Consider the following 23974-nt stretch of genomic DNA (forward strand, 5'->3'; position numbering starts at 1 on the left):
AGGTAGTGGAAACGACGGATGAGAACCCGATGCCTTTTCCTGACCCGGCTTTCGAACTGGTGACTTCACGCCACCACGTGCAGCCCGACTGGAATTCGATTCGTCGAGTGCTTAAGCCTGGTGGAGTTCTCGAGCTTCTAATCTATGAGATTCGCGACTGTAGACGTCAGCAACCGCATAACGAACGAATAGCACTACGACAGAAATGAAAGTCGCATGTCGGTATGTCCAACAAAAATTGTGGGACCTACCGACATGCGACTTCGTTGTGCACGGGTTGTTTCTTTAGCAGAATGCCGTGAACGTATGCGTGATCGGGAAAACCTTCAGTTGATATTTAGGTGTAAATTTCTCGACCGATTGCGCCTGTTTTATTTGGTTTCAATCGTATCGACCTCGGATGCATGCTTAACATCGATTTGCGGAAGCTGATCTGGAGTTGGTCCACCGCCGAACTTCGGTGAAGGCTCCTCGCCCTTAGCGATGCGCTCTGCCTCCATGGCTTCCCATTCGTCGTCCCGGCCCAGCATGCGGGCTGAATCTTCGTTGGTGATTTCACCGGCGAATGCACGCTTCATGGCGTCGCGGTCGAATTGACCTTCCCACTTGGCGACAACGAAAGTTGCCACACAATTGCCCAACAGGTTCACGGCTACACGCATGGAGTCCATGATTCGGTCCGCGCCTAGCAGCAGGGCCACGCCTGCCACGGGGAAGATACCCAAAGCGGCCGCGGTGGCCGACAGCGCGAGGAATGATGAACCCGGAACTCCAGCCATGCCCTTGGAAGTCAGCAGCAGAACGCCAAGTGCGGCCAGTTGCTGGCCAAAACTGAGACTGTGTCCGAACGCCTGGGCAAGGAAGAGCAGTGAGATCGACAGGTAAATTGCAGCGCCGTCCAGGTTGAAGGAGTAACCGGTGGGAACTACCAGGCCTGTGGTCGCGCGGGAGCAACCTGCGTTGGTCAGCTTGGTCATGATGCGAGGCATCACTGACTCTGTGGACGCGGTGCCCAGTGCTAGGAGGAATTCCTCTCGGGAGTACTTCAGGAACTGCCACAGCGGAACACGAGCGATGCTCCAAGCGACAATGAAGAGAATGCCGATGAATAACAGTGCGGCTAAGTAACAGGCGGCGATAAGCTTCGCGTAGGTTCCCAGCGTTTCAATCCCGTATTGGCCAATGATGAAGCCCATGGCGCCCAAAGCGCCCAGCGGAGCAACGCGCATGACCCATGACATGACCTTGAAGATCAGTTCGAGGATGTTCTCGAATACCGCTAACAGGGGAGCGCAGCGCTCCTGGCCGACAACTACGATGGCTGCACCGAAGAAGACCGAGAAGAACAGCACCTGAAGCAGATTATTGTCGGCAAAGGCGCCGATCACGCTTACTGGGATGATGCCCAGGATGAAGTCGGCGGCACCCTTTGCTTCGCCGGTCTTTTCCGCAACCGAACCCGCGTCCAGCGTGGAAGGGTCGATGTTCAGGCCGGCGCCCGGCTGGAAGATGTTGCCGATGATTAGGCCGAAGATCAGAGCAAACACTGTGGCGCAGGTGAAGTACAGCAGTGCCTTGACGCCGACGCGGCCGACAGCTTTTACGTCGCCCACCGCTGCGATGCCAGTAACGATGACGAGGAAGATCAATGGGGCGATGATCATCTTGATCAACATGATGAATCCGTCGCCAAGTGGACGGAGTTGCGACCCGATGTTGGGGAAGAAGTGACCGATCAGAACACCTGCAGTAATGGCAACGCCAAGCTGGAAGAACAGGGAGGTGTAGAAGGGCTTTTTTGGTGCTGGTTCGGCGACTTTGAAGTCGTCGGCAGACTTGATTTTCATGGCTGCTCCTGAGGAAGATTTCTCTCCGAGATATGTGCCGTATTTGATGACAAATATCAATGTAAGCCACTTCACATCATTTCGCAACACGGGATCAAAATTTCACAATACGAAAGACGGCTTGTGGCTTCGGGGTGTATGGTGTTGCACCCCTCTCCTTGGGTCATGGGCTCGCTTCTTCGTAGGATTCAGTCCGTATACCAAATGGAAAATGGATTTGCATTCTGCAGGCCGTGCCATTTTGAAGTTTCAGTAGATCAAGGTAGCTGAGCGACACGAAACTAGGGGCTGAAATGCGAGAAACCGGGGTGAACGACTAGCGTTTCACTCCGGTTTCTCGACGTTTTCACCTTCTCGGCAGAGATCAATTCAGAGTTGTCTTTGAAGGCAGTCTCCTTATTGAGCGCTGAACCTTCAACTTGGATCTTTGGCAGGATTTTGTCTAGCCATTTCGGCATACACCATGCTGTATTGCCTAGCAAGTGTCCAGGTGCCACACTCGAGGGCAAACCAGCGCACACTAATGCTTAGTTCGACTCAGCAATCGCGTGCGCTGATCAGCATCAACCGCTGCACGTACCGCTGCACCAGCTAATGCGTATGCCGAGTCGATGATTGCAGCATCGGCTTGAGCTGTAGTTCCGTAGTGCGCAAACTCCCGCGTGTGGTGGGCTGCCGATTGGACGTCGTAACCAATCATCGGGTGGATTGCAGGGACAGCCAGTGAAACATTGCCCATGTCTGTTGAAGCGACAGGGGAATCATTGACGACCGCCAGCCGTCCGCGCTCGGAGAGAGCCGTTGCATAAGCCGTGGAAAGGAAAGGATCCTGGCGTAGCTCAGCAAAAGTGTGTCCACGCTCTTGTACTTGCAAACGGCATCCACTGGCCAATGCGCCGGCTTCAAGACAGTTGCGTATTTTCTGGTTGATGAGGTCGAGTTGCTCGCGGCTGGGCGCACGCATTTCAATTCTCAAATTGCTCTCGTCGGGAATGATATTTACGGATCTTCCTGCCTGAAGCACTATGAGCGAGACGATCGAATTCGGCGGCAATTGCTGCCGGGCTAGTGCAATAGCATGCTGGGTAACACTGGCGGCATCAAGAGCATTCGTTCCCAGCTCTGGAGCAGCGGCGGCATGAGCTGCTTTACCGAGGAAGGTGATATCCCAAGCATTCAAGGCGAGAGAACTGTTCCCAACGGTATCTTCGCCGCTAGCGTGAACCATCATGGCCAGGTGCGAGGTGTCGAAGAAACCTTCGTTGAGCAAATCAATTTTGCCACCATGACTCTCTTCTGCAGGTGTTCCAAGGACGTGGACCGTGATATCAATTTCTTCGCAGAGCTCGCTAAGAGCGATGGCCGCCGCCACGCTGGACGCAGCGTTGACGTTGTGGCCGCAAGCATGCCCAATGTTTGGTAGCGCATCATATTCAACGCAAAGGGTCACGACCAATTGTCCGGAACCTTTACGCATACTGAAGGCGGTTGGAGCGCTGGGTTGCTGTCGGTCCAGGATAAATCCATGCCTCTGCAGGACAGCAATAGTTGATTTACGTGCGAAGAATTCTTCTCCGCTGAGTTCAGGATTCTGATGTATCTGATGACTTAACTCGACAACCTCGTTCTTGATCTTTGAAAGAGAAGCGGTAATTTGTTCCATCAATCCTGATAGTCCTGGATTCGTGCTCACTGGATGTCGCTCCCTTCTGCCTGTCGGATAGGTCGGGTGAACTGGCGCTTGGGATAGCGGCTGCCGGCCAAGGCAGCAATGGCTGCTGCAATGGCTAGCGTGCCCCAGATGACGTGAATGCCATTGGCCGTGATAGCACCTTGTGCATCGACGTTCATACTAGACAGCATCTTGATGACGGCAGCCCCGCAGGCAATACCAACCGACAATGCCAGCTCATTGATGCCAGCCGCCGAAGATGTTTCTTCGACCGGAACACCTTCAACGCTGAGAGCTCTCGTTGCGCTCTGGTAAGAACCGAGCGCAAGGTTGAAGACGCTGAAACCAACAAGATAGCCAATCAAAGTGTCGCCGGCGATAAGGAACACCACGAACCCTGAAGCCAAAAGCGCACCAGAGGAAACCAGCGCTGCGCGTTCAGAAATCCGATTCATCATCTGTCCAGCACTGAGCGAAGAGAACAGCGAGAACAGGGAAGTCACCGCGAGTATTACTGCGATAACCATGGGAGAGAAATCAAATCCATAGCCGGTCGACGCACGTTCAGAGTGAAGAACAAGACCGTTGGTGCCGAAGTAGCTAATCGATGCGAAACCGAAGAAGAAAGTCGCTATTGATACGCTTCGAATAGAACGCAGCTTGAGCATCCTCAGATCAGTGAAGCGCCGTATCGAATCGTCTGACCGTGAATCCATCAAGGCCCATGTCGCCAACAGCCCTGTACCGAGTACCACGCAGGTTAGTGTTTTCCACGATGCCCATCCCCAGTCGGGTGCCATTGACAATCCTGCCATGAAGAGGATGATTCCGAGCAGGCAGCTGACCATGGGGAATATCGCGATGGGCTCCTTGTCTGGCCTAGGAACATCTGGCAAGAGCAGTGCGCAGATAATTGCCGCCACCGCGAATGGAATCCCGACCCAGAATCCACGCAGAGGATCTACGGCTCCCAAAATACCCGCGACCAATCCGCCGAGACCGACCATGACCATTAGGGTGCCGATCAAATAGCTGACGCCTCGTCGTGTTTCATCGGGATGTGAAAGCCGCAATATGCCCATCATTAGTGGAATGAATCCCACGACGCAGGTGATCAGGATGACGCCGATAATGATTGCGGTCAGACTTGGGACGAAAGACAGCAGACCTACGCCGGCGGCTACAAGCAGGGTGGAAATGAGTAGGACGCGTTTATATCCGAAGCTGTCACCTAACCGTGAGATCAACGGCGTGAGGACTGCAAAGCTCACATTGGCGATGAGGAAAATGCCATTGATCGTCGGGGCATCAATGTCGAACACTGGGCCCAGCGCCGGGAGTATCGGGTTAAGAAAGCCTTGTACAACGCCACTGAGAGATTCAATCGTCACTAGAACTATTAACAGCCCGATAAACGTACCCCTAGGTGCCGTCTTGGCCACAGAGGATATAGGTTTGTCCATTGTCATTCCCAACCTTGAAGTGATGCGAGGCACCTTGTGTGCCAACCATCACAAGTGTAAAAATGATCCGTGAGCTTTCTCCAAAATGTTAGATTTCCTCCAAAGAAGAGTCAGTAATGCCAAAATACTCCATTGGATCGGAGCTGGATCTTGCCATTGTCGGCGCTCTTGAAGTTCAACCGCGAGTCGAATTCACTAAACTGGCGCAAATCCTAGGTGTCTCCAGCTCTACCGTTGCGCGACGCTGGGATCTGATGCAATCGGAAGGAGTGGCATGGACAACGGTTATACCTGGAGCTCGATTCTTGGAAACAGGGTGGTCTGCCTTCATTGCTATTGAATGCGAACCAGGGCAGGAGGATGAGCTCGCAAAGGCGCTTTGTGCTGAACCAGCATTTGGCACCGTGGCGCTTATTACCCACCATCGTCAATTTCATGTCGACTATTTCGCGGCGTCACACCATGCCGGAATGGATGCGTTGCAGACGATATTCAGGAGACTGCCCGGAGTGCGAAGCCGACACATCAGTCCCATTTCTAAGATCTACCGTCAAGCGAATGAATGGAGCAGCGGTACCCTCGCTGCAGTCGATAAGCAAAAGTTCAATGAATCTGAAACCGCTGAAATTGGGTACTTTCAACCAGATGGCCTCGATACTGCAATCGTTGAACTCCTATTTATCGACGCTCGGCAGAGCTGGCAGCACCTAGCAAATCTTCTAGACGTCTCAGCTCAAACTATTCAGCGACGAGTGCATAGGCTCGTAGCCAGTGGACTAGTAGCGTTTCGTTGTGACAGCGGTGAATTGACGAGCAGAGGGTTAAAGGACTTCAATATCTCCTGGTCGGTGCCCCCTATCGACGTGGATCAAGTTGGCCAGGCTCTAGCCAACGACTCTGCTTGCAGGGTTAGCGCAAGGACGATTGACTCGTCGAATCTTGCCGCCACGTTTTGGTTGCGTGATCTGAATGCCTCCCATGTCCATGAAATTACAGTTCAGAAACTGTCACCGCAAAGTTATGTTCAGGATCGGTTTATTGCACTGAAAACCTTAAAACGTGGTGGGCAGATCCTTGATGATGCAGGACGTCGTGTCAAAGGATTGGCAATTCCATTGGTGTAAGCAGGTGTTTTCTCTACGCTGGGATGTCAAAATTACTTTGCGTTCACTAGCTGGGTATGCGTGAATCCAGAGAGCTGCTTTCGAATTGCTGAGATCGAGAACGTTTAGGGAAGGGGCAAGCAGGATGAACACACTGAAGGTCAATGTGAATGTGTTGCCCTGAACCTGAAGCGCGTGTAACGCTGAAAGGTTCAGGGCGCTCCTATTTGATCATCATGCTTTTGCGTCCTAATACCGAGGTAGTTGCTGTAGCGCTAGGTCAAGATCATCTGTCATGAGCATGAGGTAAATTTCGGTTGTTGAAATTGAAGAGTGGCCGAGGAGTTGTTGAACGGCGCGAATGTCTTTGGTGGCCGTGTATAAATCCGTAGCAAAGCGGTGGCGTAGTGAATGTGTGTGCCATGGCTTCCCGAGTGCCGTTCGAATTCTTCGGCCAATGAAGTCGTGATGACGGTGTCCTGTGTATCTTCTAGGAAAGAACCATCCTGACTTCACCTCAAATAGGTGTGGAGCCAATCCGTCGTGAATTGGAATGAGGCGTTCCCTGCCGCCTTTGCCAACGATCTTTAATCTAGACCCCCAAATGTTGCTGGTGTATAGCGTCGTGATTTCCATTCTTCGCAGGCCGGAGTATATCCCAAGTGCCACCAGTCTCTGCAGTTCTGGATCATCAAATCGTGAAAGCGCCCGGGAAATCACTTCGTGGGGCGCTGGTGTTGTAATTCCGCGTGGAACCCGGATGGACGGAAGCTTTGTCGTCGGGTTCTTGATGTCTTCATCCATGAGTTCTATCCAGTTGTAGAAACCCCTGATGGTAGCTGCCACGCTTCGTCGGGTTTGTGGTTCCCAGGACGGATTTGTTAGCCATCGAACAATTTGGCCTGTCGGCACATCCAATGGGCTTTCGAAAACGTGCTGGTGTTCTTTTCGGAATCTCTCGATCCAGTATTGACGTGTTTTTACCGTATCTTCACGCCTGGCAACTTTGAGCCAATCTAACCAGTCGATTACTGTGGTTCCCAATCCACCTTCTTACTCTCCTCTGAAAGAACCGGTTAAATGCGAAAAAAGGGGATTCGTGAGAATCCCCTTGTCAATCTTCATCTTTGAAGATCGAAAGGTTCTTAATTGAGAGTGGTTCTGAGGTCGCTTTTTCACGGTTTGAGCTAAATATCACGAGTGCGGGATTGAGTAACGAATTTCCGGGTCTAAATGAATTTTAGAGATCCAACATTAGTGAAAGAGCGCTCTAAAACTTCAAATCGTGAGGTCCCGGGATCGAGTCCCGGCACCGCTACCGAAATTAAGGCCCTGACTTTGACGTGTCCACGTCAGGGCCTGCTCGTTTTCGGTGAAAATGGGATTGCCTAGCCTATAGGGGGCTAAAGGACAGAAGTGGTGCCTCGGCCGGGGAGAGCTCCGACTCAAACCACCATTTCCAGCAGGTTTTAGCAGTGAATCTGTCCAACCTGACCAGCCCTCCCCGAGCTGGCTCGGGGTCCTTCTTCCGCAATAGCCTCCATGCTGTAAAACTGCGGGCGCCCTTGTCAGCAACTTCGGCTTCTTTGCGTCACCCCAGCGGACGCTACAGTTGGATCAGAGTGTGTCCGCAAAGGGACGAACACAGCCAGAGGGCATCGTAAAGTGCTCGGAACAGTACGTTGACCGTTTCTTGACTCCTTTTCAAGCTTTTCTTTCGGCTTGCGTCCCATGAATAAGGCACCGCATCAAAGGAGGAGACTTTTGCCAAGTACTACGTATAGTGTCGGCGAGGTGTTTACGAAGACGTTCGAATTCAACGCCCAGAACGTCAAACAATTTGCTGCTCTTGCTGGCGACTACAGCCCATTGCACCACGACGAAGAATTTGCACGCAACAGCCGGTTTGGCGGTCTTATCGTCAGCGGTACCCACTACTCGGCGTTGATGATGGGAATGGTAGGATCATACCTGACAGAGCGGGGCACCGGTTTGGGCCTAGAATTCAATTTTCAATTTCGTCGAGCAGTACTGGCAAACGATCAAGTCACGGCCGATTGGGTTATCAAAAAAATCGAACCTGCATCAAAGCTAGGGGGAGATTTGATCTCACTGCATGGAGAACTGCGCAATAGCACTGGGGAACTTTGCGTGATGGCCGAGTCGAAAAGCCTTGTGATGCCAAGCGAGAGAATTTAGCTTCGCACCGGCAGAAGGTTCTGCATAAAGCAATGAGTGCCGCTTCAACAGATGTCTGATGAAACGGCACTCAACTAGTGCCTTTCTACTCGTTATCAGCGGGCTTGGCGCCTTGCTGCGCAATCATCAGCAATTCTTTGAGAACCGAATCGTCAAAGCCTCGGTTATCGTCGTTTTCTTGGCTGTTGACGTCGTGGCCGTGGACCTCCGTATGCAGCCGCTGCATCTTCATGTCCAGTTTCTCCGCCACCCGGGCTGCCCGAGCTAGCTCTTCAACTAGATGCTCGGGAACTTCGCCTTCGTACTTGTAGAAGATCTTATGTTCCAGGCTCGCCCAGAAATCCTGAGCGATGGTGCGGATCTGAATTTCAACGGTGATATCTACAGGGCCTTCGGACAGGAACACCGGAATCTGTACGATGGCGTGGACGCTTTTGTATCCGTTGGGTTTCGGATTCTTGATGTAATCCTTGATCTGGATGACCTTGAGATCATTTTGGGAAGTCAAGGTATTGAGCACCTTGTAGATGTCCTTGACGAAACTGCAGGTGATTCGAACGCCGGCAATGTCGCTGATGTTCTCGCGGATGGCATCGAAGGTCGGGGGAATCTGGCGCTTAGCAACCTTGCGGACAATACTCTCCGGGGACTTCACCCGGGAGCTGACGTGTTCGATCGGGTTGTACTTGTGAAGATACAGAAATTCTTCGCGGAGAATGGACACCTTGGTGAGGATCTCATCCACAGCAAACTGATGCTCCATCATGAAGCGTTGGAACTGCTGCTGGAACTTCTTAGCCATCATCTGCAGTTCGGGGTTAGCAATAGCGCTTACCGGAACTGTTACCGGGCCGGATGCCCCTGAGTCTGAGTTTTGAGTTGAAATCTCGATCACCTCTAATTGTCTAACACCATCGTGCACAGCGTTTGATGGCTTCTGACCTCATACTAGAGCGCCGTGCTAGGAATACGGATAGCGACAGTGCAACAAAATCAGAGATTTCTTGTTGGCATGGTTTCTAGTTCGGCAGCACGTAAGGCTCTGCCTTAGGGTTGAATGCGACTCATCGTGGAAAGGCAGCAGATGGAATTCGAGAATGCAGGCCGGCAGCTGTGCCATGGGATCAGCTTCTCTGAGCACGAGCCGGCACCCACATTGAGGCTGCGCCGAGGGGATACCTGGATCAACGAAGCTTTGGAAGCAAACCGCCACTTGCGAGTCAGCGTCGGCGAACTCAAATTCTGTCTGGGATACGTCACGATGAACGGCGATGGCAGCCGAAACACGATTCCCTGCCCCAAGAACAAGGCGATCCGCACAGGAACCCAATGCGAGGGGTGCCGCAGGCTGGACCAGACCAAGTTCATGCACCACTTCCACAAGACAGGTGAAGCACCAGCTGGCCTGAAGAAGTATCTGGAGCAGCCGCATTTCCTCTACATCGCCAGTTTTGCCCACGGCGCCACCAAGGTGGGAACCACCTCCACCCAGAGCAAATGGAGCCGCCTGGCACAACAGGGCGCCGTCATTGCCAGATACATCGCCAAGGCTCCGGACGGAGCCGCGATCAGAGTCCTCGAAGATCTCGTGACCGAACATGTCGGCCTCAGCCAGCAGGTGCGGCAGAAGTCCAAGATCAAGGGACTGACCAGCTGGGAATTCAACTATGCACAGCTCGACGAGCTGAACAGCAACTTGGCCCAGCAGGCCCGCGGATTCCTCAGCAGCCAGCGAGGTCTGGACGCCTACGGAATCGAGTTGCGCGACGAACGCTGGGAACAGCCGAACTTCGCTCAACCGGTTGTTGCGGCATGGGACGCGCGCACACTGCACACATGGACTGCAGCCGTTGCCGACAGCACCATGAAGTTCAGGCTCCGCGGAGTACTGGGGCAGAGCCTGCTCGTCGACCAGGGGGAACAGAGCAGCCTGCGCCTCATCGATGCAGCCGAGCTGAAAACGAGGAATGTCGCGCTCAGCGACGAGTACGGCGAATTCGAGCAGGAGCAGTCCGCGCTGTTCTAGAAGCTGCGCTGACATCTTCCCGACACTGCGTGGGCGTTCTCACCAGAAATGGGCCAATGGCGCCAGCGCCGCGCGGAGCGACTGAACTAGACTGGAAGCTATGACCAACACTCCCTGGGAAGCGGCCTCACCGCACTACAAAAAGCTCGTCTTTTCTGCGATGGGATTGATTGGACTGGGGATCATCTTGACCATCATCGGTTCGCTGAGCCATATCCGCCCCGTCGTGTATGTTGCCATTGGCCTGCTGGCAGTCGGCATGATCTGCCATCTTGCAGGGCTGGTAGTCCGCGCACGCGACACCCGCAACTGGCGCATCGCCAACGAGCTGGTCAGAAACCCCCGCGAGGCGAAGGACAAACAGAACAAGTCCGGCAGCTAGAAATCCTGTCCCAGGCAGGGAACCGAACTTCCGCGGCCGGGCCGCAAGGCACAGCGCTCAGCAACAGGCGGCCGCACCACCCGAACAAGTCACCACATTCAGGAGAATCAATGGGCATCAACCCTGATCTGGCGGGACGCATCTATCCCGCTGGCGAGTCCTACCAGGTAGGACGCGAGAAGATCCGCGAATTCGCAGCAGCAACCAAGGCGACCTCGCGCGCACACTATGACGTGGAAGCCGCCCGCAAGCTGGGCTACAGCGACGTCGTCGCACCGCCAACCTTCGCCATCATCATCGCCCAGCGCGCCGACGCGCAGCTGATCGCAGACCCGGCCTCAGGCATCGACTTCTCCCGCGTGGTGCACGCCGACCAGCGCTTCACCCACCACCGCCCCATCGTTGCCGGCGACGAACTGCTCGCCGAACTCTACGTGGACCAGATCCGCGAAATGGGCGCAGGCGCCATGATCACCACCCGCGCGGAAATCACCACCGTGGGCGGAGAAAAGATCGCCACCACCGTTTCATCCCTTCTGGTACGAGCCGAGGACTAATCATGATCAACTTCGACACCCTTGAAAAGGGACAGGTCATCGGCACCCACACCGTGACGGTCAACCGCGCAGACCTGGTCCGCTACGCAGGAGCTTCGGGAGACTTCAACCCGATCCACTGGAACGAGCGCTTCGCCAAGGAGGTAGAGCTTCCATCGGTCATCGCCCACGGCATGTTCACCATGGGCTCGGTCATCGATCTGGTGTCCACCTGGGTGGGCAACCCGGCAGCCGTCATCGACTACCAGACCCGCTTCACCAAGCCGGTAGTGGTCGAGGACCCGGAAGGCACCAACCCGTCGGACTTTGAAGGAACCACCATCGAGGTGGAAGGCAAGATCGGCGCACTGGACGCCGAGGCCCGCACCGCCCGCGTCGACCTGGCGGTCTCCGCCAACGGCGCCAAGGTGCTGCTCAAATGCCAGGCAGTGGTGCAGCTCTGAACCAGACCCCGCCACCTGACGCTCCGGCGGCTGTAAAGCACTGGAGAAACGGGCTGATGGCCGCCTACCTGGCCAGCGGCCTGATTTTGGCAACACTGGTCTCCCGCCTGCCCACCGTCCGCGACGGGCTGGGACTGGACCACGCCCAGGTCGGCCTGCTGCTGCTGGGCATGAGCGCCGGCTCCTTCATCTCCGTCTCCTTTGCCGGACACCTGGTGATGAAGTTCGGCGCCTCCAATGTGATGCGCGTCGGGGCGACGGTCTCGGGGCTAGGGCTGCTGGGCGTCGGCTCTGCGGCCAGCATCCTGCACTCCACCACGCTCACCGCCCTGATCTTGTTCATCCAGGGCCTGGGCTCCGCCTCCTGGAACGTTGCCTCCAACGTCCAGGGCGCAGCCATGGAGCGGGCCCTGCAGCGCAGCATCATGCCCGCCCTGCACGGCTTCTTCTCCATCGGCACGGTCGTGGGCGCAGGCATCGGCGCCGGGGCGGCGGCCATTGCGCTGCCGCTGGGCGTGCACTACGCGCTCATGGGCCTGCTGGTCATCGGCATCGTGCTCTACTCGGCCCGCTACTTTGGCGAGGACTCGAGCCGCTCGAGCACGAACAGCGCATCGAACAGCAAGTCCCTGAAGGACACCTGGAAAGAGCCGCAAACCGTGCTGCTCGGTGTGCTGGTGCTGGGCATGGCGCTCGCCGAAGGCGCAGCGGGGGACTGGGTGGCGCTGGCGCTCGCCGACGGCTACGACACCAGCGAGGCCACCGGCGCGCTGGGCTATGCAACCTTTGTCACCGCCATGACGCTGACCCGGCTGCTCTCGGGGGACATGATCCTGCGCAGGGGCAGGGTCTTCATGATCCGCGTCAGCGCGGTCTTCGCCTTTGTTGGCCTGCTGCTCTTCGCCTTCGGCGGGAACCTGGTGCTCGCCTTCATCGCCCTGGCCATCTGGGGCATGGGCGTAGCGCTGACCTTCCCGCTAGCCATGAGCGCTGCCTCCGACGACCCGGTCCATGCCGCGGCCCGCGTATCGGTGGTCTCCACCATCGGCTATGCCGCGTTCCTCGGCGGCCCGCCGCTGCTGGGCCTGCTGGCCGGGGCGATCGGCCTGCTGCCGGCGCTCGGATGCATCGCGGTGCTGGTCGTGGTGGCATTTGCCCTGTCAAACAATGCGGCCGGCTACCGGGCCAAGACTGCTGAATAACGAATTTCGACCGAAAGTACTTCCCAATGCTCAAGAACCTGACCACCACCGCCGTCGGCGGCCCGGCACAGCGCTTGGTGCGCGCCGATACCGAAGCACAGCTCATCGAGGCTGTGCAGCAGGCGGACGCCCGCGGCGAGCAGGTGCTGCTGATCGGCGGCGGGTCCAACCTGGTCATCGCCGACGCAGGCTACGTAGGCACCGCCGTCCAGATTGCCACCCGCGGCATCCGGCTCGAAGAGCTGGGGGAGGACAAGGTGCTGCTGCTCGCGGCCGCCGGCGAGAACTGGGATGCGGTGGTCGAGTATTCCCTGGCGGAGGGCTTGAGCGGCCTGGAGGCGCTGTCCGGCATTCCCGGCTGCGCCGGCGCCACCCCGGTGCAGAATGTCGGAGCCTATGGCGCCGACGTCTCGCAGAGCCTTGCCTGGGCGCGGGTATGGGACCGCCGCGAAGGCGCGGTCATGATGCTGGATAACCAGCAGCTGGACTTTTCCTACCGCCATTCGCTAATCAAGGAGACCAGCGTTGACGGTTCGCCGCGCTACGTGGTGCTTGAGGTCGCCTTCACGCTGGCGCGCAGCGAGTCCTCTGCGCCGATCCGCTATGCGGAGCTCGCCCGCCGCCTCGGGGTGGAGGCAGGGCAGAGCGCCGAAGCGGCCAAGGTCCGCCAGACGGTGCTGGATCTTCGCCGCTCCAAGGGCATGGTGTACGAGGCCAAGGATGCTGACTCGCACTCCACGGGCTCCTTCTTCACCAACCCGATTGTGGAACAGGGGATCCTGGAACAGCTGCCGCAGAACGCGCCGAATTACCCAGTGGCCGAGCCTGGGATGGTCAAGCTCTCCGCCGCCTGGCTGATCGACCAGGCGGGGTTCGCCAAGGGCTATGGGCTGGAAGGCACGGACGGGTTTGAGCTGGCCGGCGGCCGGGCGTCGCTGTCCACCAAGCATACCCTTGCCATTACCAACCGCGGGGAGGCCAGTGCGCAGGACATTCTTGCGGTGGCCCGTGCGGTGCGTGCCGGGGTGCAGGAGCGCTTCGGCATTAAGCTGGTGAACGAGCCGCTGCTGATCGGGCTGAGCCTCTAGCAGCACAGAACAAGCGAAGAAAAGCGGGAACAGATGGCCGGGGAAGTTGCGCTGCGAAAACTCGTGGATGCAGACATCGTGAAAATCGAGTCGCAGTTCCAGTGCCTTGAAGGCGCCGGCGAATCCCAGTGGTTCGGCTTCTGGAACACCGCCAAGCTGCGCGCCAGGCTGGCCCAGGACCAGTTCATCGGCGCCCAGGACGGCGCGCTGGCCATTGCCTTCCAGGATGAGATCGTCGGGAAGGTCGACTGGTTCACCAGCACCACCTGGGGCCGGGCGAACACCTCGGCCTGCTGGGAAATCGCGGTGGGCATCTTCGCCGACTACCGAGGACAAGGGATCGGGACCACTGCCCAGCGCCTGCTGGTCGACTACCTGTTCACCCACTATCCGCGGCACCGGATCCAGGCAACAACGGCCGCCGAGAACATTGCAGAACAGCGGGTGCTGGAATCCCTGGGGTTCACGCTGGAAGGCACCGTCCGCCAAGCCCAGTGGCGCGGCGGAGCGTGGCATGACCAGCTGCTGTATTCGCTGCTGCGCGATGAATGGGCTGCTGCGGAGCCAGCTGCACCTTAATTGCGATAGCGCCGGCGTTCGAATAATGTGTTCGAACGCCGGCGCTATGCTTTGTGCTTCTGGCCCGCTCTGCTTGTTTAGAGGCGGCCCTGCGCGATGGCGAGCATGCGGCGGATCGGCTCCGCAGCGCCCCACAGCAGCTGGTCGCCCACGGTGAATGCGGAGATGTACTCCGGGCCCATCTCCAGCTTGCGGATGCGGCCCACCGGGATGTCAAGGGTGCCCGAGGCCGCCACCGGGGTCAGCTGCTCGACGGTGGCTTCCTTTTCATTCGGGACCACCTTGGCCCATTCGTTGTCTTCTGCCAGCAGGGTTTCGATCTCGGAGACCGAAAGGTTTTCCTTCAGCTTCAGGGTCAGCGCCTGCGAGTGCGAGCGCATGGCGCCGATGCGCACGCACAGCCCGTCCATGGCAATGTGGTGGCTGCCGCTGGTCTGCAGGATCTTGTTGGTTTCTGCTCCTGCCTTCCACTCCTCGCGGGACTGGCCGTTGCCCAGGTCCGAGTCGATCCATGGGATCAGCGAGCCGCCCAGCGGCACGCCGAACTGGGAAGCATCGAGGCCGCCGCGCTGGGTTTGAAGCACCTTGCGGTCGATCTCTAGGATGGCGCTGGCCGGGTCGGCAAGTTCGGTTTCCACCGAGGAGTTGATGTCGCCGAACTGGGTGAGTAGTTCGCGCATGTGGCGTGCGCCGCCACCGGAAGCCGCCTGGTAGGTCATTGCGGTGCCCCACTCGACCAGGTTGTTCTTGAACAGGCCTCCCAAGCCCATGAGCATGCAGGAGACGGTGCAGTTGCCGCCGATAAAGTCCTTGACTCCAGCGGTCAGCGACTGGTCGATGACATTGCGGTTGATCGGGTCGAGCACGATCACCGAATCGTCGTTCATGCGAAGGGTGGAGGCCGCGTCGATCCACAGGCCGTCCCAGCCTGCCTTGCGCAGTTCGCTGTGCACCTTGGTGGTGTAGTCCCCGCCCTGGGCAGTCACAATAATCGGCAGCTTGGCCAGTGTCTGGATGTCATAGGCATCCTGCAGAGCGTCTGCGCCTTCGGCGAATGCCGGGGCCTTGCCGCCGGCATTGGACGTGGAGAAGAACACTGGATCAATCTGCGCAAAATCGCCCTCTTCGAGCATGCGCTGCATCAGCACGGAACCAACCATGCCACGGTAACCAACAAAACCAACAGATGAAGTCATGTCTCCATGGTAGGTGGAATCAGGTCCTTGGCCCCGGTTCGTTACAGGAGTTAAAGCAGAATCACACCCGAGCCCCAGCAGGGTTCGAGTGTGATTCGGCGAAGCGAAAGTACTACTTCTCCTCAAGCAGCAGCTTGCGGTTCTTGATCGCCCAATAGGCGCTGAAGATGAAGATCTGGGTGGGGACGAACAGCAGAATGATGCCGAAGATCTTGTGGCCGCCCAGCACCAGGAAGAATCCAAGCACCGCGACGACCAACGCCAGCAATGGGAAAAGCATGTAGCCGAGGACAAACAGTGCCTCTGAGTGCTGTTTGAGGTCAGCGATGTATTTTTTCATTGGCGGTGTCAGTCCTTTGTGCGCAGCCAGGTTTCAAAACGGTATCGAGTGCCGGTGGATGATTCCAGCCAGGCGGGATTCTCCGGCTCGCAGGCGCCAGCGGTGAAGCTGGCGTCGAGCACCGGGGCGCGGGTGTCGCCATCGACGTCCAGGTCCAGCTTGGTCACCACGGCAACGTCGAGCAGGTCCATGGCCTGCGCGTAGACCTTGCCGCCGCCGATGATCCAGATTTCTTCGCCGCCCTTGCAGGTCTTGGCCAAGGCCAAAGCTTCGCCAAGGCTTGCCACCGGCAGGGCGCCAGCCTCGCGCAGCTCATCGTGCTTGTCCTGCTGCGAGGTCAGCACGATGTTCTCGCGGCCGGGCAGCGGGCGGAACTTGGCGGGGAAGGAATCCCAGGTGGTGCGGCCCATGATCACCGGGTGGCCTGCGGTGGTGCGCTTGAAGTGCGCCAGATCTTCTGGAACATGCCAGGGCATGGTGCCGTTGGCGCCGATGATGCCGTTCTTGGCCTGGGCCCAGATGGCTCCCACCAGTGTTGCGGGTGTGGCGGCGTGGCGTGGGTCCGGGGTCATACGGCGACGGTTCCCTTGATAGTCGGGTGGTGCTGGTAGCCGTTGACGACAAAGTCATCGAGGCTGTAGTCGAAGATCGAGGCAGGCTTCGAAGCGAAGGACAGGCTCGGGTAGGGGTAGGGTTCGCGGGAAAGCTGTTCGCGCACCTGCTGAAGGTGGTTGGTATAGATGTGCACGTCGCCGCCGGTCCAGATGAACTCGCCAGGCTCCAGGTCCAGCTGCTGGGCAAGCATCATGGTCAGCAGCGCATAGGAGGCGATGTTGAAGGGCACGCCCAGGAACATGTCTGCGCTGCGCTGGTAGAGCTGGCAGGAGAGCTTGCCGTCTGCCACGTAGAACTGGAAGAACACATGGCAGGGCGGCAGTGCCATGTTCTGGATTTCTGCAACGTTCCAAGCGGAGACGATGTGGCGGCGCGAGTCGGGGTTCTCCTTCAGCGACGTCACCAGCTGCGAAATCTGGTCGATGTGCCCGCCGTCGGGAGTGGGCCAGGAGCGCCACTGCACCCCGTAGACCGGGCCCAGTTCGCCGTTTTCGTCGGCCCATTCGTTCCAGATGCGCACGCCCTGGTCCTGCAGCCACTTCACATTGGATTCGCCGCGCAGGAACCACAGCAGCTCGGCGGCCACCGACTTGAAGTGCACGCGTTTGGTGGTGACCAGCGGGAAGGATTCGGAAAGATCAAAGCGGATCTGTCGTCCGAACACCGATAGGGTGCCGGTGCCGGTGCGGTCTTCCTTGGCTGCTCCGTTCTCCAGAACGTCGCGCAAGAGGTCTTCATACGGGGTCAGAATGCTCACCCCAACAGTTTAGTGCACCACAGGTTTTCTCCGGCCCGAAGGTAAGCCAGGCCACTGCCGCTAGCCGGCGGCGACCACCATGTCCTGGTACTCGGGGTAGCGGCGCAGGTAGTCCTGGACATAGCTGCACTCCGGGACGATCTTCACGCCCTCGCTGCGCAATTGGTCAAGCACCAGGGTGACCAGCGCGCGGGCGTAGCCGCGGCGGCCGAATTCCTCATTGACGATGGTGTGCTGGATGGTCGCCACATCACCTTCGCGGTGGTAGCCGATGAAGCCGACGTAGGTGGGCCCCTGCCACAGGGCATAGCGTCCGCGGTCTTCTTCATGGTCAAGGCGCAGCCCCTGGTGCACGATCTTTTCCACTGGCTGCTGCGGCTGATGAGCGCTCATGATCCGGCCCTTTCTCCCTGGCCGCCCGCGCGGCGAACCTTCTTAGTTAACAGTCATAGCCGCAATCGCCAATAGATGCAATGACTAGCGGCAATGCTCTGAACGAACGAGCCGCTAATCGTGGTACGGGGTGTGCACCTCAAGGGAAATGATCCGCTCCTTGGACCCTGGCAGGTGGTGCGCCACAATCAGGCTCCCGGGCTCAAGGTAGGGGTCAGCCTCGGGAAGCACCCGGGCCACCTGCTTGGAGCTGTGGCCGGCCAGGACCTTCAAGGCCAGGGGCAGCACCGGGCGGTGGGTGCACAGCACCTGGGAGCGGTTCTTCTCCAGCAGCTTGCGCACCGCGCGGGCTGCGGCCTTGGGATGCCGGTTGGCCGCATGCTCGGTGACCGCGCGGATGGACTTCAGCTTCAGCGCATGGGCGGAGACATAGGGTGCGACGGTCTGCACGCAGCGCATCCACGGCGAGGAGGCCACGTGGCCCGGCTTCCAGGCCTCCAGCAGCCGGGCGACCGCCTGGGCCTGCCGGCGTCCGGTGGCGGCCAGCGGGCGTTCGCCCTCCGCCCGGGTCCACTTGCCGCGCGGCTTGGCCTTGGCATGGCGGATGAGCAGGAAGGGCTTGGCGGCCAGGTGTCCGGCCTTGTGCGCGGCGACCAGGTCTGCCAGCGGAGCGCTGTCTGCCGGGTTGGTCAGGAACTGCGCCGCCTGCTTAGCAGCCACCCACTGCACCGCGTCGCATTCGCCGCCGTCGGGGCTGATGGCGGTGCCGGGCGCGACCTTGGCCGCCCAGTAGTACACCACCTTGGTGCGCTGGCGCACCGAATAGGTGGTGGCGGCCAGAGGCAGTCCCAGGGTGATCTGAAGCCCGATCTCCTCGTCGACCTCGCGCACCGCGCATTCGGCAATTGACTCGCCCTCGTCGAGCTTGCCCTTGGGCCAGGACCAGTCGTTGTACTTGGGGCGGTGGATCAGCAATACCTGCAGGGAACCGTCGACCAGCCGCCAGGGGATGGCCCCGGCGGCGATGATGTCGAAGCTGCCTAGTCGTATTTCCTCGGCGTCGCAGGAACGGTGCAGTTCGCGCACGCGTTCCACGGCGTCCAGGGCTTTGGATTCATTCACTAGCTGTTGCGCCCGCTGTTTCGCCGCTGGAAGTGGTCCTGGATCAGCCAGAACTGCACATCGGAGAGCGGATTGCCCTCCTCGTCCTTGTAGTGGCGGTCCCACTGGCCGTCGGCGTTCAGGTGCCAGGAGGCGGTGCCGTCGTCCACATAGCGGTCCATCAGCGAGATCACGTCGGCGATGTCTTCCTCATTGCTCAGCGAGACCAGCGCCTCGACGCGGCGGTCGAGGTTGCGGTGCATCATGTCCGCGGAGCCGATGTACACCAGCGGGTCCCCGGCATTGGCGAAGATGAACACGCGGCTGTGCTCCAGAAAGCGGCCCAGGATCGAGCGGACCTGGATGTTCTCGCTCAGCCCCGGGACTCCCGGGCGCAGCGCGCAGATGCCGCGCACGATCACGTCCACCTTCACCCCGGCCTGGCTGGCCCGGTAGAGGGCGTCGATGATTGCCTCGTCCACGATGGAATTGACCTTGATGACCACCTTGGCGTCCACCCCGGCCTGGGCGTTGCGGATCTCCTGCTCGATGTGCGCCAGCAGTCCGGTGCGCACCGAGCGCGGCGCGACCAGCAGGCGGTTGTAGGTGGAGCGCGGGGCGTAGCCCGAAAGCTGGTTGAACAGCTTCGAGACGTCCTCGCCGACCTCGTCGTCGCTGGTGAGCAGGCCGAAGTCCTCGTAGTAGCGGGCGGTGCGCGGGTGGTAGTTGCCGGTGCCGATGTGGCAGTAGCGGCGCAGCTTGTCGCCCTCGCGGCGCACCACCAGGGAGAGCTTGGAATGGGTCTTCAGGCCCACGATGCCGTACACCACGTGCACGCCCGCCTGCTCCAGCTTGCGCGCCCAGGTGATGTTCGCCTGCTCGTCGAAGCGGGCCTTGATCTCCACCAGTGCCAGCACCTGCTTGCCGGCCTCCGCGGCGTCGATCAGCGCATCGACGATGGGGGAGTCGCCGCTGGTGCGGTACAGGGTCTGCTTGATGGCCATGACCTTGGGATCCGCGGCCGCCTGTTCCAGGAAGGCCTGCACCGAGGTGGAGAAGGAGTCATAGGGGTGGTGCAGCAGGATGTCGCGGCGGCGCACCGCGGCGAAGACGTTCGCGGCCTTGGCGGTCTCCGACTCGTTCAGGAAGCGGGAGGTATGGCCCACATGCTTGGGGTAGTGCAGCTCGGTGCGGTCAAGCCCTGCGATCACGCCCATGCCGCGCAGGTCCAGCGGGGCCGGAAGCTTGAAGACCTCGTCCTCTTCCACGCCCAGTTCCCGGGTGAGCAGGTCCATGATCTGCGGGTTGATGTCATCCACCACTTCAAGGCGCACCGGAGGGCCGAAGCGGCGGCGCAGCAGCTCCTTTTCCAGGGCCTGCAGCAGGTTCTCGGCGTCGTCCTCTTCCACTTCCAGGTCCTCGTTGCGGGTGACGCGGAAGAAGTGGTGCTCGACGATCTCCATGCCGGGGAAGAGCAGCTCAAGGTGCACAGCGATCAGGTCTTCCAGCGCGATGAAGCGCGCTGAGCGGTGCGATGAATGCGCTGCGCGCGGGCCGTCGATGCTGATCAGCCGGGAGATGGTGTCCGGCACCTTCAGGCGGGCGAACAGCTCCTTGCCGGTCAGCGGATTGCGCACCACCACCGCAAGGTTCAGCGAGAGCCCGGAGATGTAGGGGAAGGGGTGCGCCGGGTCCACCGCCAGCGGGGTGAGCACCGGGAAGACCTGGGCGACGAACCACTCGGACAGGGTCTTCTGCTCGGCGGCGGAGAGGTCATCCCAGCCGGTGATGCGGATGCCGTGCGAGGCAAGGTCGGGGGCCACCGAATCCGAGTAGACCTTGGCATGGCGGGTCTGCAGCTCGTGGGCGCTGGTCAGCAGCAGCTCCAGCTGGTCGATGGGGTTCATGCCGTTGGCGGCGGGCACCGCCAGGCCGGTGGCGATGCGGCGCTTGAGGCCCGCCACGCGCACCATGAAGAACTCGTCGAGGTTTGAGGCGAAGATCGACAGGAAGTTCACCCGCTCCAGCAGCGGCAGGTCGGGGTCTTCGGCAAGTTCCAGGACGCGGGCATTGAAGTGCAGCCAGCTCAGCTCGCGGTCCAGGAAGCGCTCGTTCTCGAAGCCGCCTTCGGGGTGCAGGTCAGGCAGGGAGCCGGCCGGTTCGATGCGGTCCTCGTTGACCTTTGAAGAAGGGACATCCCGCAACTGTGCTGGTGGCTGCTTCGGGGTGGTTGTCATGTGCTGAACTCACTTCTTCCTGCAAGTGGAGGCCAAGTACGGCGAAATTGGGCGGCCCCGGCGCACCGGGACCGCGCATTGGTATTAGTCTATCTGTTCGGGGCCGTACATGATGTCGGCATCCCATAGCGTGAAGCCCAGCGAACGGTAGAGCTTGACCGCCGGTTCATTGTCGGCATCCACATACAGCAGCACCGGATCCACGCCCTGCTCCAGCAGGTAGTTGATGCCGGTGATGGTCAGCGCCCGGCCCAGGCCCAGGCCCTGCGCCTCGGGCACCACGCCCACGACGTAGACCTCGCCCATGGGGCGCACCGCGTCGGCGGAGGCCGGGTGGATCTTGGTCCAGTGGTAGGCGACCAGCCGCTCATCCGGGTCGAAGGCCAGGAAGAAGCCGGAGGGGTCGAACCAGCTCTCGTTCATCCGCGCGTCCAGGTCCGCGAGGCTCAGCGAACCCTGTTCAGGGTGGTGGGCGAAGGCCCGCGCATTGGCTTCAAGCCATGCCGACTCGTCCTCGCCCACGCGGAAGGTGCGCACGCTCAGTCCGCGCTGCAGCACCGGTTCCTCCAGCGAGTCGGTGCCTTCGCGGCGCATCCGGTACAGTTCGCGGACCCGGGACAGCCCGATGGATTCAGCCAGCTTGCGTGCGGCTTCATGGTCGCCATGGGCCCAGGTGTTGATCTGCGCCAGGTCGATTTCGCCGCCCAGCGCCTGGAGCAGCTGGCGCCCGATGCCGGTGCCGCGGTCCGCCGGATGGACCACCAGCTCCACGACCCAGCGGCCGGAGCCTTCGTCGCGGATGGCCACGATGATGCCGCTGATATGCGATTCTGCGCCGCGGCCGGATTGGGCCAGCAGCGAGATCACCGAATCATCGGAAGCCTCGGAGCCCAGGGCTACGAGCGTCTGGTCGCTCAGCGGCGGATTGCCGTCGGCTTCCAGGGCGGCAGTTGCTAAATTACGTACCTCGGCCAGCGTCTGCTGTTCCAGCTCGCCAAGGACCTTGAGAAGGGACACGGTGTTCTGCGGCTGTTCACTCATGCTCACACGATATCCGCTCGGCGCCGCGACTCGCTACAGATGGAGAAATGTTATTGCTCGGTGTGGAATCGATACCCCACGTTACGGACAGTTCCAATCAGTTGTTCGTGGTCGGTGCCCAGTTTTGCGCGTAGGCGGCGCACATGGACGTCGACCGTGCGGGTGCCTCCGTAATAGTCGTAGCCCCACACTTCATGCAGCAGCTGTTCACGGGTGAAAGCGCGTCCTGGGAACTGCGCAAGGTACTTGAGCAGCTCGAATTCCTTATAGGTCAGATCCAGCACCCGGTGATCTATTTTCGCCGTATAGCTCAGCTCGTCGATCACCAGCCCCAGCCGGTGTGAAATCTGCACCGGCTCTTCAGCTTCCGGCGCTGCGGCGGCGAGCATGAGCCGGATGCGGGCCTCCAGCTCTGCGGGGACCGCGGTGGGAAGGATGAAGTCGGTGCAGTGCCACTCGGCGTTGACGATGCTCAGCGCGCCCTCGCCCAGCACCAGCAGCAGCGGAAGCTTCACCGTCGAGTGCAGCACCTGTGCCAGGGAGCGGGCCGCCACCAGATCGGTGCGGGCATCGAGGATGACTCCTTGGACCTCCGCCAGCTGGGCCAGTGACTCGGTCCGCGCCGGAAGGCAGGTGATCTCGTGGAGCAGCAATTCCAGCGCCGGAAGCACTTCGGAGGCGTTCTCAGAATGATTTGTCAGCAGCAGTAGGTGCGCCACAGCCTAAGACCCCCTGCCAGATGGTTGCTAAAAAATCGTTTTTACGTGTGACAGTATAAGGAATGGAACAGTTGGTGCGCGCATGTGAAGACACAGGTGCGTCGACACAATGGTCAGGAATCTAAGTTTGAGAATCAAGGTACTACTGAGCGGTTTGCTCGCTTCGGCCCTGCTTTTGGGTGCTGCAGGCATCGGGGCGGTCGACTGGGCCATGGGCGCGGCCGCCCTGGTCCTGCAGCTGGTATTCGCCTATGCCTGGCCCCGGCTTGTCGGCGCGCACGCACGGTGGGCGCTAAGCGCCATCCTGGTCTTGTGTTCCGCCGCGGCCACTGCCGCCACGCTCTTCATGCCCGGCGATTCGCCGATGTCCCACGGTATCGAGGTCATCGCCGCCGGCGTGCTGCTGGTGTTCATCAGCCAGGTGCAGCGCGGCGCGGAAGCCCAGGGGCGCATGTCCTCCGTGGTGGCTGGAACCACCGGCGTGGTGATGGCCGTGCTCGGCTCCTCATGGGCGGCCGCCGGAACTACCAGCTTTGGGTTCCCACTGGCCTTGGTCACCGTGCTCGGCCTGCTGGGTTCGGGTGTTTTTGCGATGACGCGGTTGCCCAACCGCATCACCCTGGGCTTCGGTCCGCTGGCGGCCGGCGCGCTGGGCGCCGCTGCGACGGCCTTTCCGCTGGGCATGGCCTGGTACGAGGGGGCTGTGATCGGCCTGGTTGCCGGCATTTTGGTTGCGGCGATTCGAGCGATGGCGCTGTCCACGCGCAGCGTGAAGAACTTCACCGGGGTGCTGGCGGTGGCCGTGGGCATGATCTTAATCTCGGGCGCGACCAGTTGGTACGCCGTTGAATTATTGCATTTCGGCTGAACATTTCGGCTAGCAAATCAACCGCTGGCAGTTTGATCACCATGATTTGGACGCAGATGTCGCAAGGAGAACTTAGCTCGCGCTAAGATGAAGCCATGAATGAAAACTACCTTGCACTCGAGATTTTCTTCCAGGCCCTCGTAGTC

General features: G+C 59.6%; 24 protein-coding genes and 1 pseudogene. 11 read left to right on the plus strand and 14 right to left on the minus strand.

Annotated features, from left to right (window positions below):
- A pseudogene (locus AUR04nite_RS18175) lies at positions 1 to 209 on the plus strand (class I SAM-dependent methyltransferase); the annotation flags it as partial.
- A 162-nt stretch (positions 210 to 371) separates the two neighbouring features.
- Here AUR04nite_RS18175 and AUR04nite_RS13285 read toward each other — a convergent pair.
- From AUR04nite_RS13285 to AUR04nite_RS13295, 3 genes are all read right to left on the minus strand, one after another.
- Positions 372 to 1847 (minus strand): cation:dicarboxylate symporter family transporter, encoded by a 1476-nt coding sequence (locus AUR04nite_RS13285; protein ID WP_141365855.1) that lies wholly within the window; start codon positions 1845 to 1847, stop codon positions 372 to 374.
- Between the two features lie 520 nt (positions 1848 to 2367).
- The gene (locus tag AUR04nite_RS13290) at positions 2368 to 3540 is read right to left on the minus strand and encodes an amidohydrolase (protein WP_141365858.1); all 1173 of its coding nucleotides are present in this window, start codon (positions 3538 to 3540) and stop codon (positions 2368 to 2370) included.
- A complete protein-coding gene (locus tag AUR04nite_RS13295) occupies positions 3537 to 4910 on the minus strand; it encodes an MFS transporter (RefSeq protein ID WP_170184208.1) in 1374 nt (457 codons plus the stop codon). The genes AUR04nite_RS13290 and AUR04nite_RS13295 overlap by 4 nt, the downstream gene beginning before the upstream one ends.
- Before the next feature lie 188 nt (positions 4911 to 5098).
- Between AUR04nite_RS13295 and AUR04nite_RS13300 the strand changes: the two genes are divergently transcribed.
- The gene (locus AUR04nite_RS13300; RefSeq protein ID WP_141365863.1) at positions 5099 to 6106 is read left to right on the plus strand and encodes an Lrp/AsnC family transcriptional regulator; all 1008 of its coding nucleotides are present in this window, start codon (positions 5099 to 5101) and stop codon (positions 6104 to 6106) included.
- Positions 6107 to 6334: 228 nt separating this feature from the next.
- Here AUR04nite_RS13300 and AUR04nite_RS18445 read toward each other — a convergent pair whose 3' ends face one another.
- Entirely contained in the window at positions 6335 to 7129 is a 795-nt protein-coding gene (locus tag AUR04nite_RS18445) for a tyrosine-type recombinase/integrase (protein ID WP_141365865.1), read from the minus strand.
- 750 nt (positions 7130 to 7879) lie between these two features.
- On the opposite strand from AUR04nite_RS18445, the gene AUR04nite_RS13310 reads away from it, so the two are divergent.
- Entirely contained in the window at positions 7880 to 8284 is a 405-nt protein-coding gene (locus AUR04nite_RS13310) for a MaoC family dehydratase (RefSeq protein WP_218024687.1), read from the plus strand.
- 85 nt (positions 8285 to 8369) lie between these two features.
- On the opposite strand, the gene AUR04nite_RS13315 is transcribed toward AUR04nite_RS13310, so the two are convergent.
- Positions 8370 to 9089, minus strand: coding sequence for a GTP pyrophosphokinase (locus AUR04nite_RS13315; RefSeq protein ID WP_141366047.1), 720 nt, complete (start codon positions 9087 to 9089; stop codon positions 8370 to 8372).
- Between the two features lie 279 nt (positions 9090 to 9368).
- On the opposite strand from AUR04nite_RS13315, the gene AUR04nite_RS13320 reads away from it, so the two are divergent.
- From AUR04nite_RS13320 to AUR04nite_RS13350, 7 genes are all read left to right on the plus strand, one after another.
- Positions 9369 to 10310 carry a DUF2797 domain-containing protein gene (locus tag AUR04nite_RS13320; protein WP_170184209.1) on the plus strand — a complete coding sequence of 314 codons (942 nt, stop codon included), beginning with the start codon at positions 9369 to 9371 and terminating at the stop codon, positions 10308 to 10310.
- Positions 10311 to 10410: 100 nt separating this feature from the next.
- Positions 10411 to 10692, plus strand: coding sequence for a hypothetical protein (locus AUR04nite_RS13325; RefSeq protein WP_141365872.1), 282 nt, complete (start codon positions 10411 to 10413; stop codon positions 10690 to 10692).
- A gap of 110 nt (positions 10693 to 10802) precedes the next feature.
- Positions 10803 to 11249 (plus strand): FAS1-like dehydratase domain-containing protein, encoded by a 447-nt coding sequence (locus AUR04nite_RS13330; protein ID WP_141365875.1) that lies wholly within the window; start codon positions 10803 to 10805, stop codon positions 11247 to 11249.
- 2 nt (positions 11250 to 11251) lie between these two features.
- Positions 11252 to 11692 (plus strand): MaoC family dehydratase, encoded by a 441-nt coding sequence (locus AUR04nite_RS13335; RefSeq protein ID WP_141365877.1) that lies wholly within the window; start codon positions 11252 to 11254, stop codon positions 11690 to 11692.
- Positions 11668 to 12894: an MFS transporter gene (locus tag AUR04nite_RS13340; RefSeq protein WP_141365879.1), complete on the plus strand. Its 1227-nt coding sequence runs from the start codon at positions 11668 to 11670 to the stop codon at positions 12892 to 12894. The genes AUR04nite_RS13335 and AUR04nite_RS13340 overlap by 25 nt, the downstream gene beginning before the upstream one ends.
- A 26-nt stretch (positions 12895 to 12920) precedes the next feature.
- Entirely contained in the window at positions 12921 to 13982 is a 1062-nt protein-coding gene (locus AUR04nite_RS13345; protein ID WP_141365881.1) for a UDP-N-acetylmuramate dehydrogenase, read from the plus strand.
- A 33-nt stretch (positions 13983 to 14015) separates the two neighbouring features.
- A complete protein-coding gene (locus AUR04nite_RS13350; RefSeq protein WP_141365883.1) occupies positions 14016 to 14561 on the plus strand; it encodes a GNAT family N-acetyltransferase in 546 nt (181 codons plus the stop codon).
- Between the two features lie 77 nt (positions 14562 to 14638).
- Here the strand turns inward: AUR04nite_RS13350 and asd are convergent, their stop codons facing one another.
- From asd to AUR04nite_RS18350, 9 genes are all read right to left on the minus strand, one after another.
- The gene (gene asd, locus AUR04nite_RS13355; RefSeq protein WP_141365885.1) at positions 14639 to 15757 is read right to left on the minus strand and encodes an aspartate-semialdehyde dehydrogenase; all 1119 of its coding nucleotides are present in this window, start codon (positions 15755 to 15757) and stop codon (positions 14639 to 14641) included.
- 112 nt (positions 15758 to 15869) lie between these two features.
- Positions 15870 to 16097 carry an NF038396 family protein gene (locus AUR04nite_RS13360; protein WP_141365886.1) on the minus strand — a complete coding sequence of 76 codons (228 nt, stop codon included), beginning with the start codon at positions 16095 to 16097 and terminating at the stop codon, positions 15870 to 15872.
- An 8-nt stretch (positions 16098 to 16105) separates the two neighbouring features.
- Positions 16106 to 16669, minus strand: coding sequence for a dihydrofolate reductase (locus AUR04nite_RS13365; protein ID WP_141365888.1), 564 nt, complete (start codon positions 16667 to 16669; stop codon positions 16106 to 16108).
- A complete protein-coding gene (locus tag AUR04nite_RS13370; protein WP_141365890.1) occupies positions 16666 to 17469 on the minus strand; it encodes a thymidylate synthase in 804 nt (267 codons plus the stop codon). The genes AUR04nite_RS13365 and AUR04nite_RS13370 overlap by 4 nt, the downstream gene beginning before the upstream one ends.
- 60 nt (positions 17470 to 17529) lie before the next feature.
- Positions 17530 to 17862 carry a GNAT family N-acetyltransferase gene (locus AUR04nite_RS13375; protein ID WP_141365892.1) on the minus strand — a complete coding sequence of 111 codons (333 nt, stop codon included), beginning with the start codon at positions 17860 to 17862 and terminating at the stop codon, positions 17530 to 17532.
- Positions 17863 to 17976: 114 nt separating this feature from the next.
- Complete coding sequence (locus AUR04nite_RS13380; RefSeq protein WP_307723235.1) at positions 17977 to 18984, minus strand: NUDIX hydrolase; 1008 nt, start codon at positions 18982 to 18984, stop codon at positions 17977 to 17979.
- On the minus strand, positions 18984 to 21200 hold the full coding sequence (locus AUR04nite_RS13385) for an RNA degradosome polyphosphate kinase (RefSeq protein WP_141365894.1): 2217 nt from the start codon (positions 21198 to 21200) through the stop codon (positions 18984 to 18986). The genes AUR04nite_RS13380 and AUR04nite_RS13385 overlap by 1 nt, the downstream gene beginning before the upstream one ends.
- Before the next feature lie 84 nt (positions 21201 to 21284).
- On the minus strand, positions 21285 to 22241 hold the full coding sequence (mshD, locus tag AUR04nite_RS13390) for a mycothiol synthase (protein WP_141365896.1): 957 nt from the start codon (positions 22239 to 22241) through the stop codon (positions 21285 to 21287).
- A 50-nt stretch (positions 22242 to 22291) separates the two neighbouring features.
- A complete protein-coding gene (locus AUR04nite_RS18350) occupies positions 22292 to 22960 on the minus strand; it encodes a response regulator transcription factor (protein ID WP_141365898.1) in 669 nt (222 codons plus the stop codon).
- Between the two features lie 127 nt (positions 22961 to 23087).
- Here AUR04nite_RS18350 and AUR04nite_RS13400 point away from each other — a divergent pair, with 127 nt between their 5' ends.
- Positions 23088 to 23828 carry a hypothetical protein gene (locus AUR04nite_RS13400; RefSeq protein WP_141365900.1) on the plus strand — a complete coding sequence of 247 codons (741 nt, stop codon included), beginning with the start codon at positions 23088 to 23090 and terminating at the stop codon, positions 23826 to 23828.
- Positions 23829 to 23974 lie beyond the last annotated feature (146 nt).

Origin of the sequence: Glutamicibacter uratoxydans (genome assembly GCF_006539925.1) — a bacterium.
In the GTDB taxonomy this organism is placed as follows: domain Bacteria; phylum Actinomycetota; class Actinomycetes; order Actinomycetales; family Micrococcaceae; genus Glutamicibacter; species Glutamicibacter uratoxydans.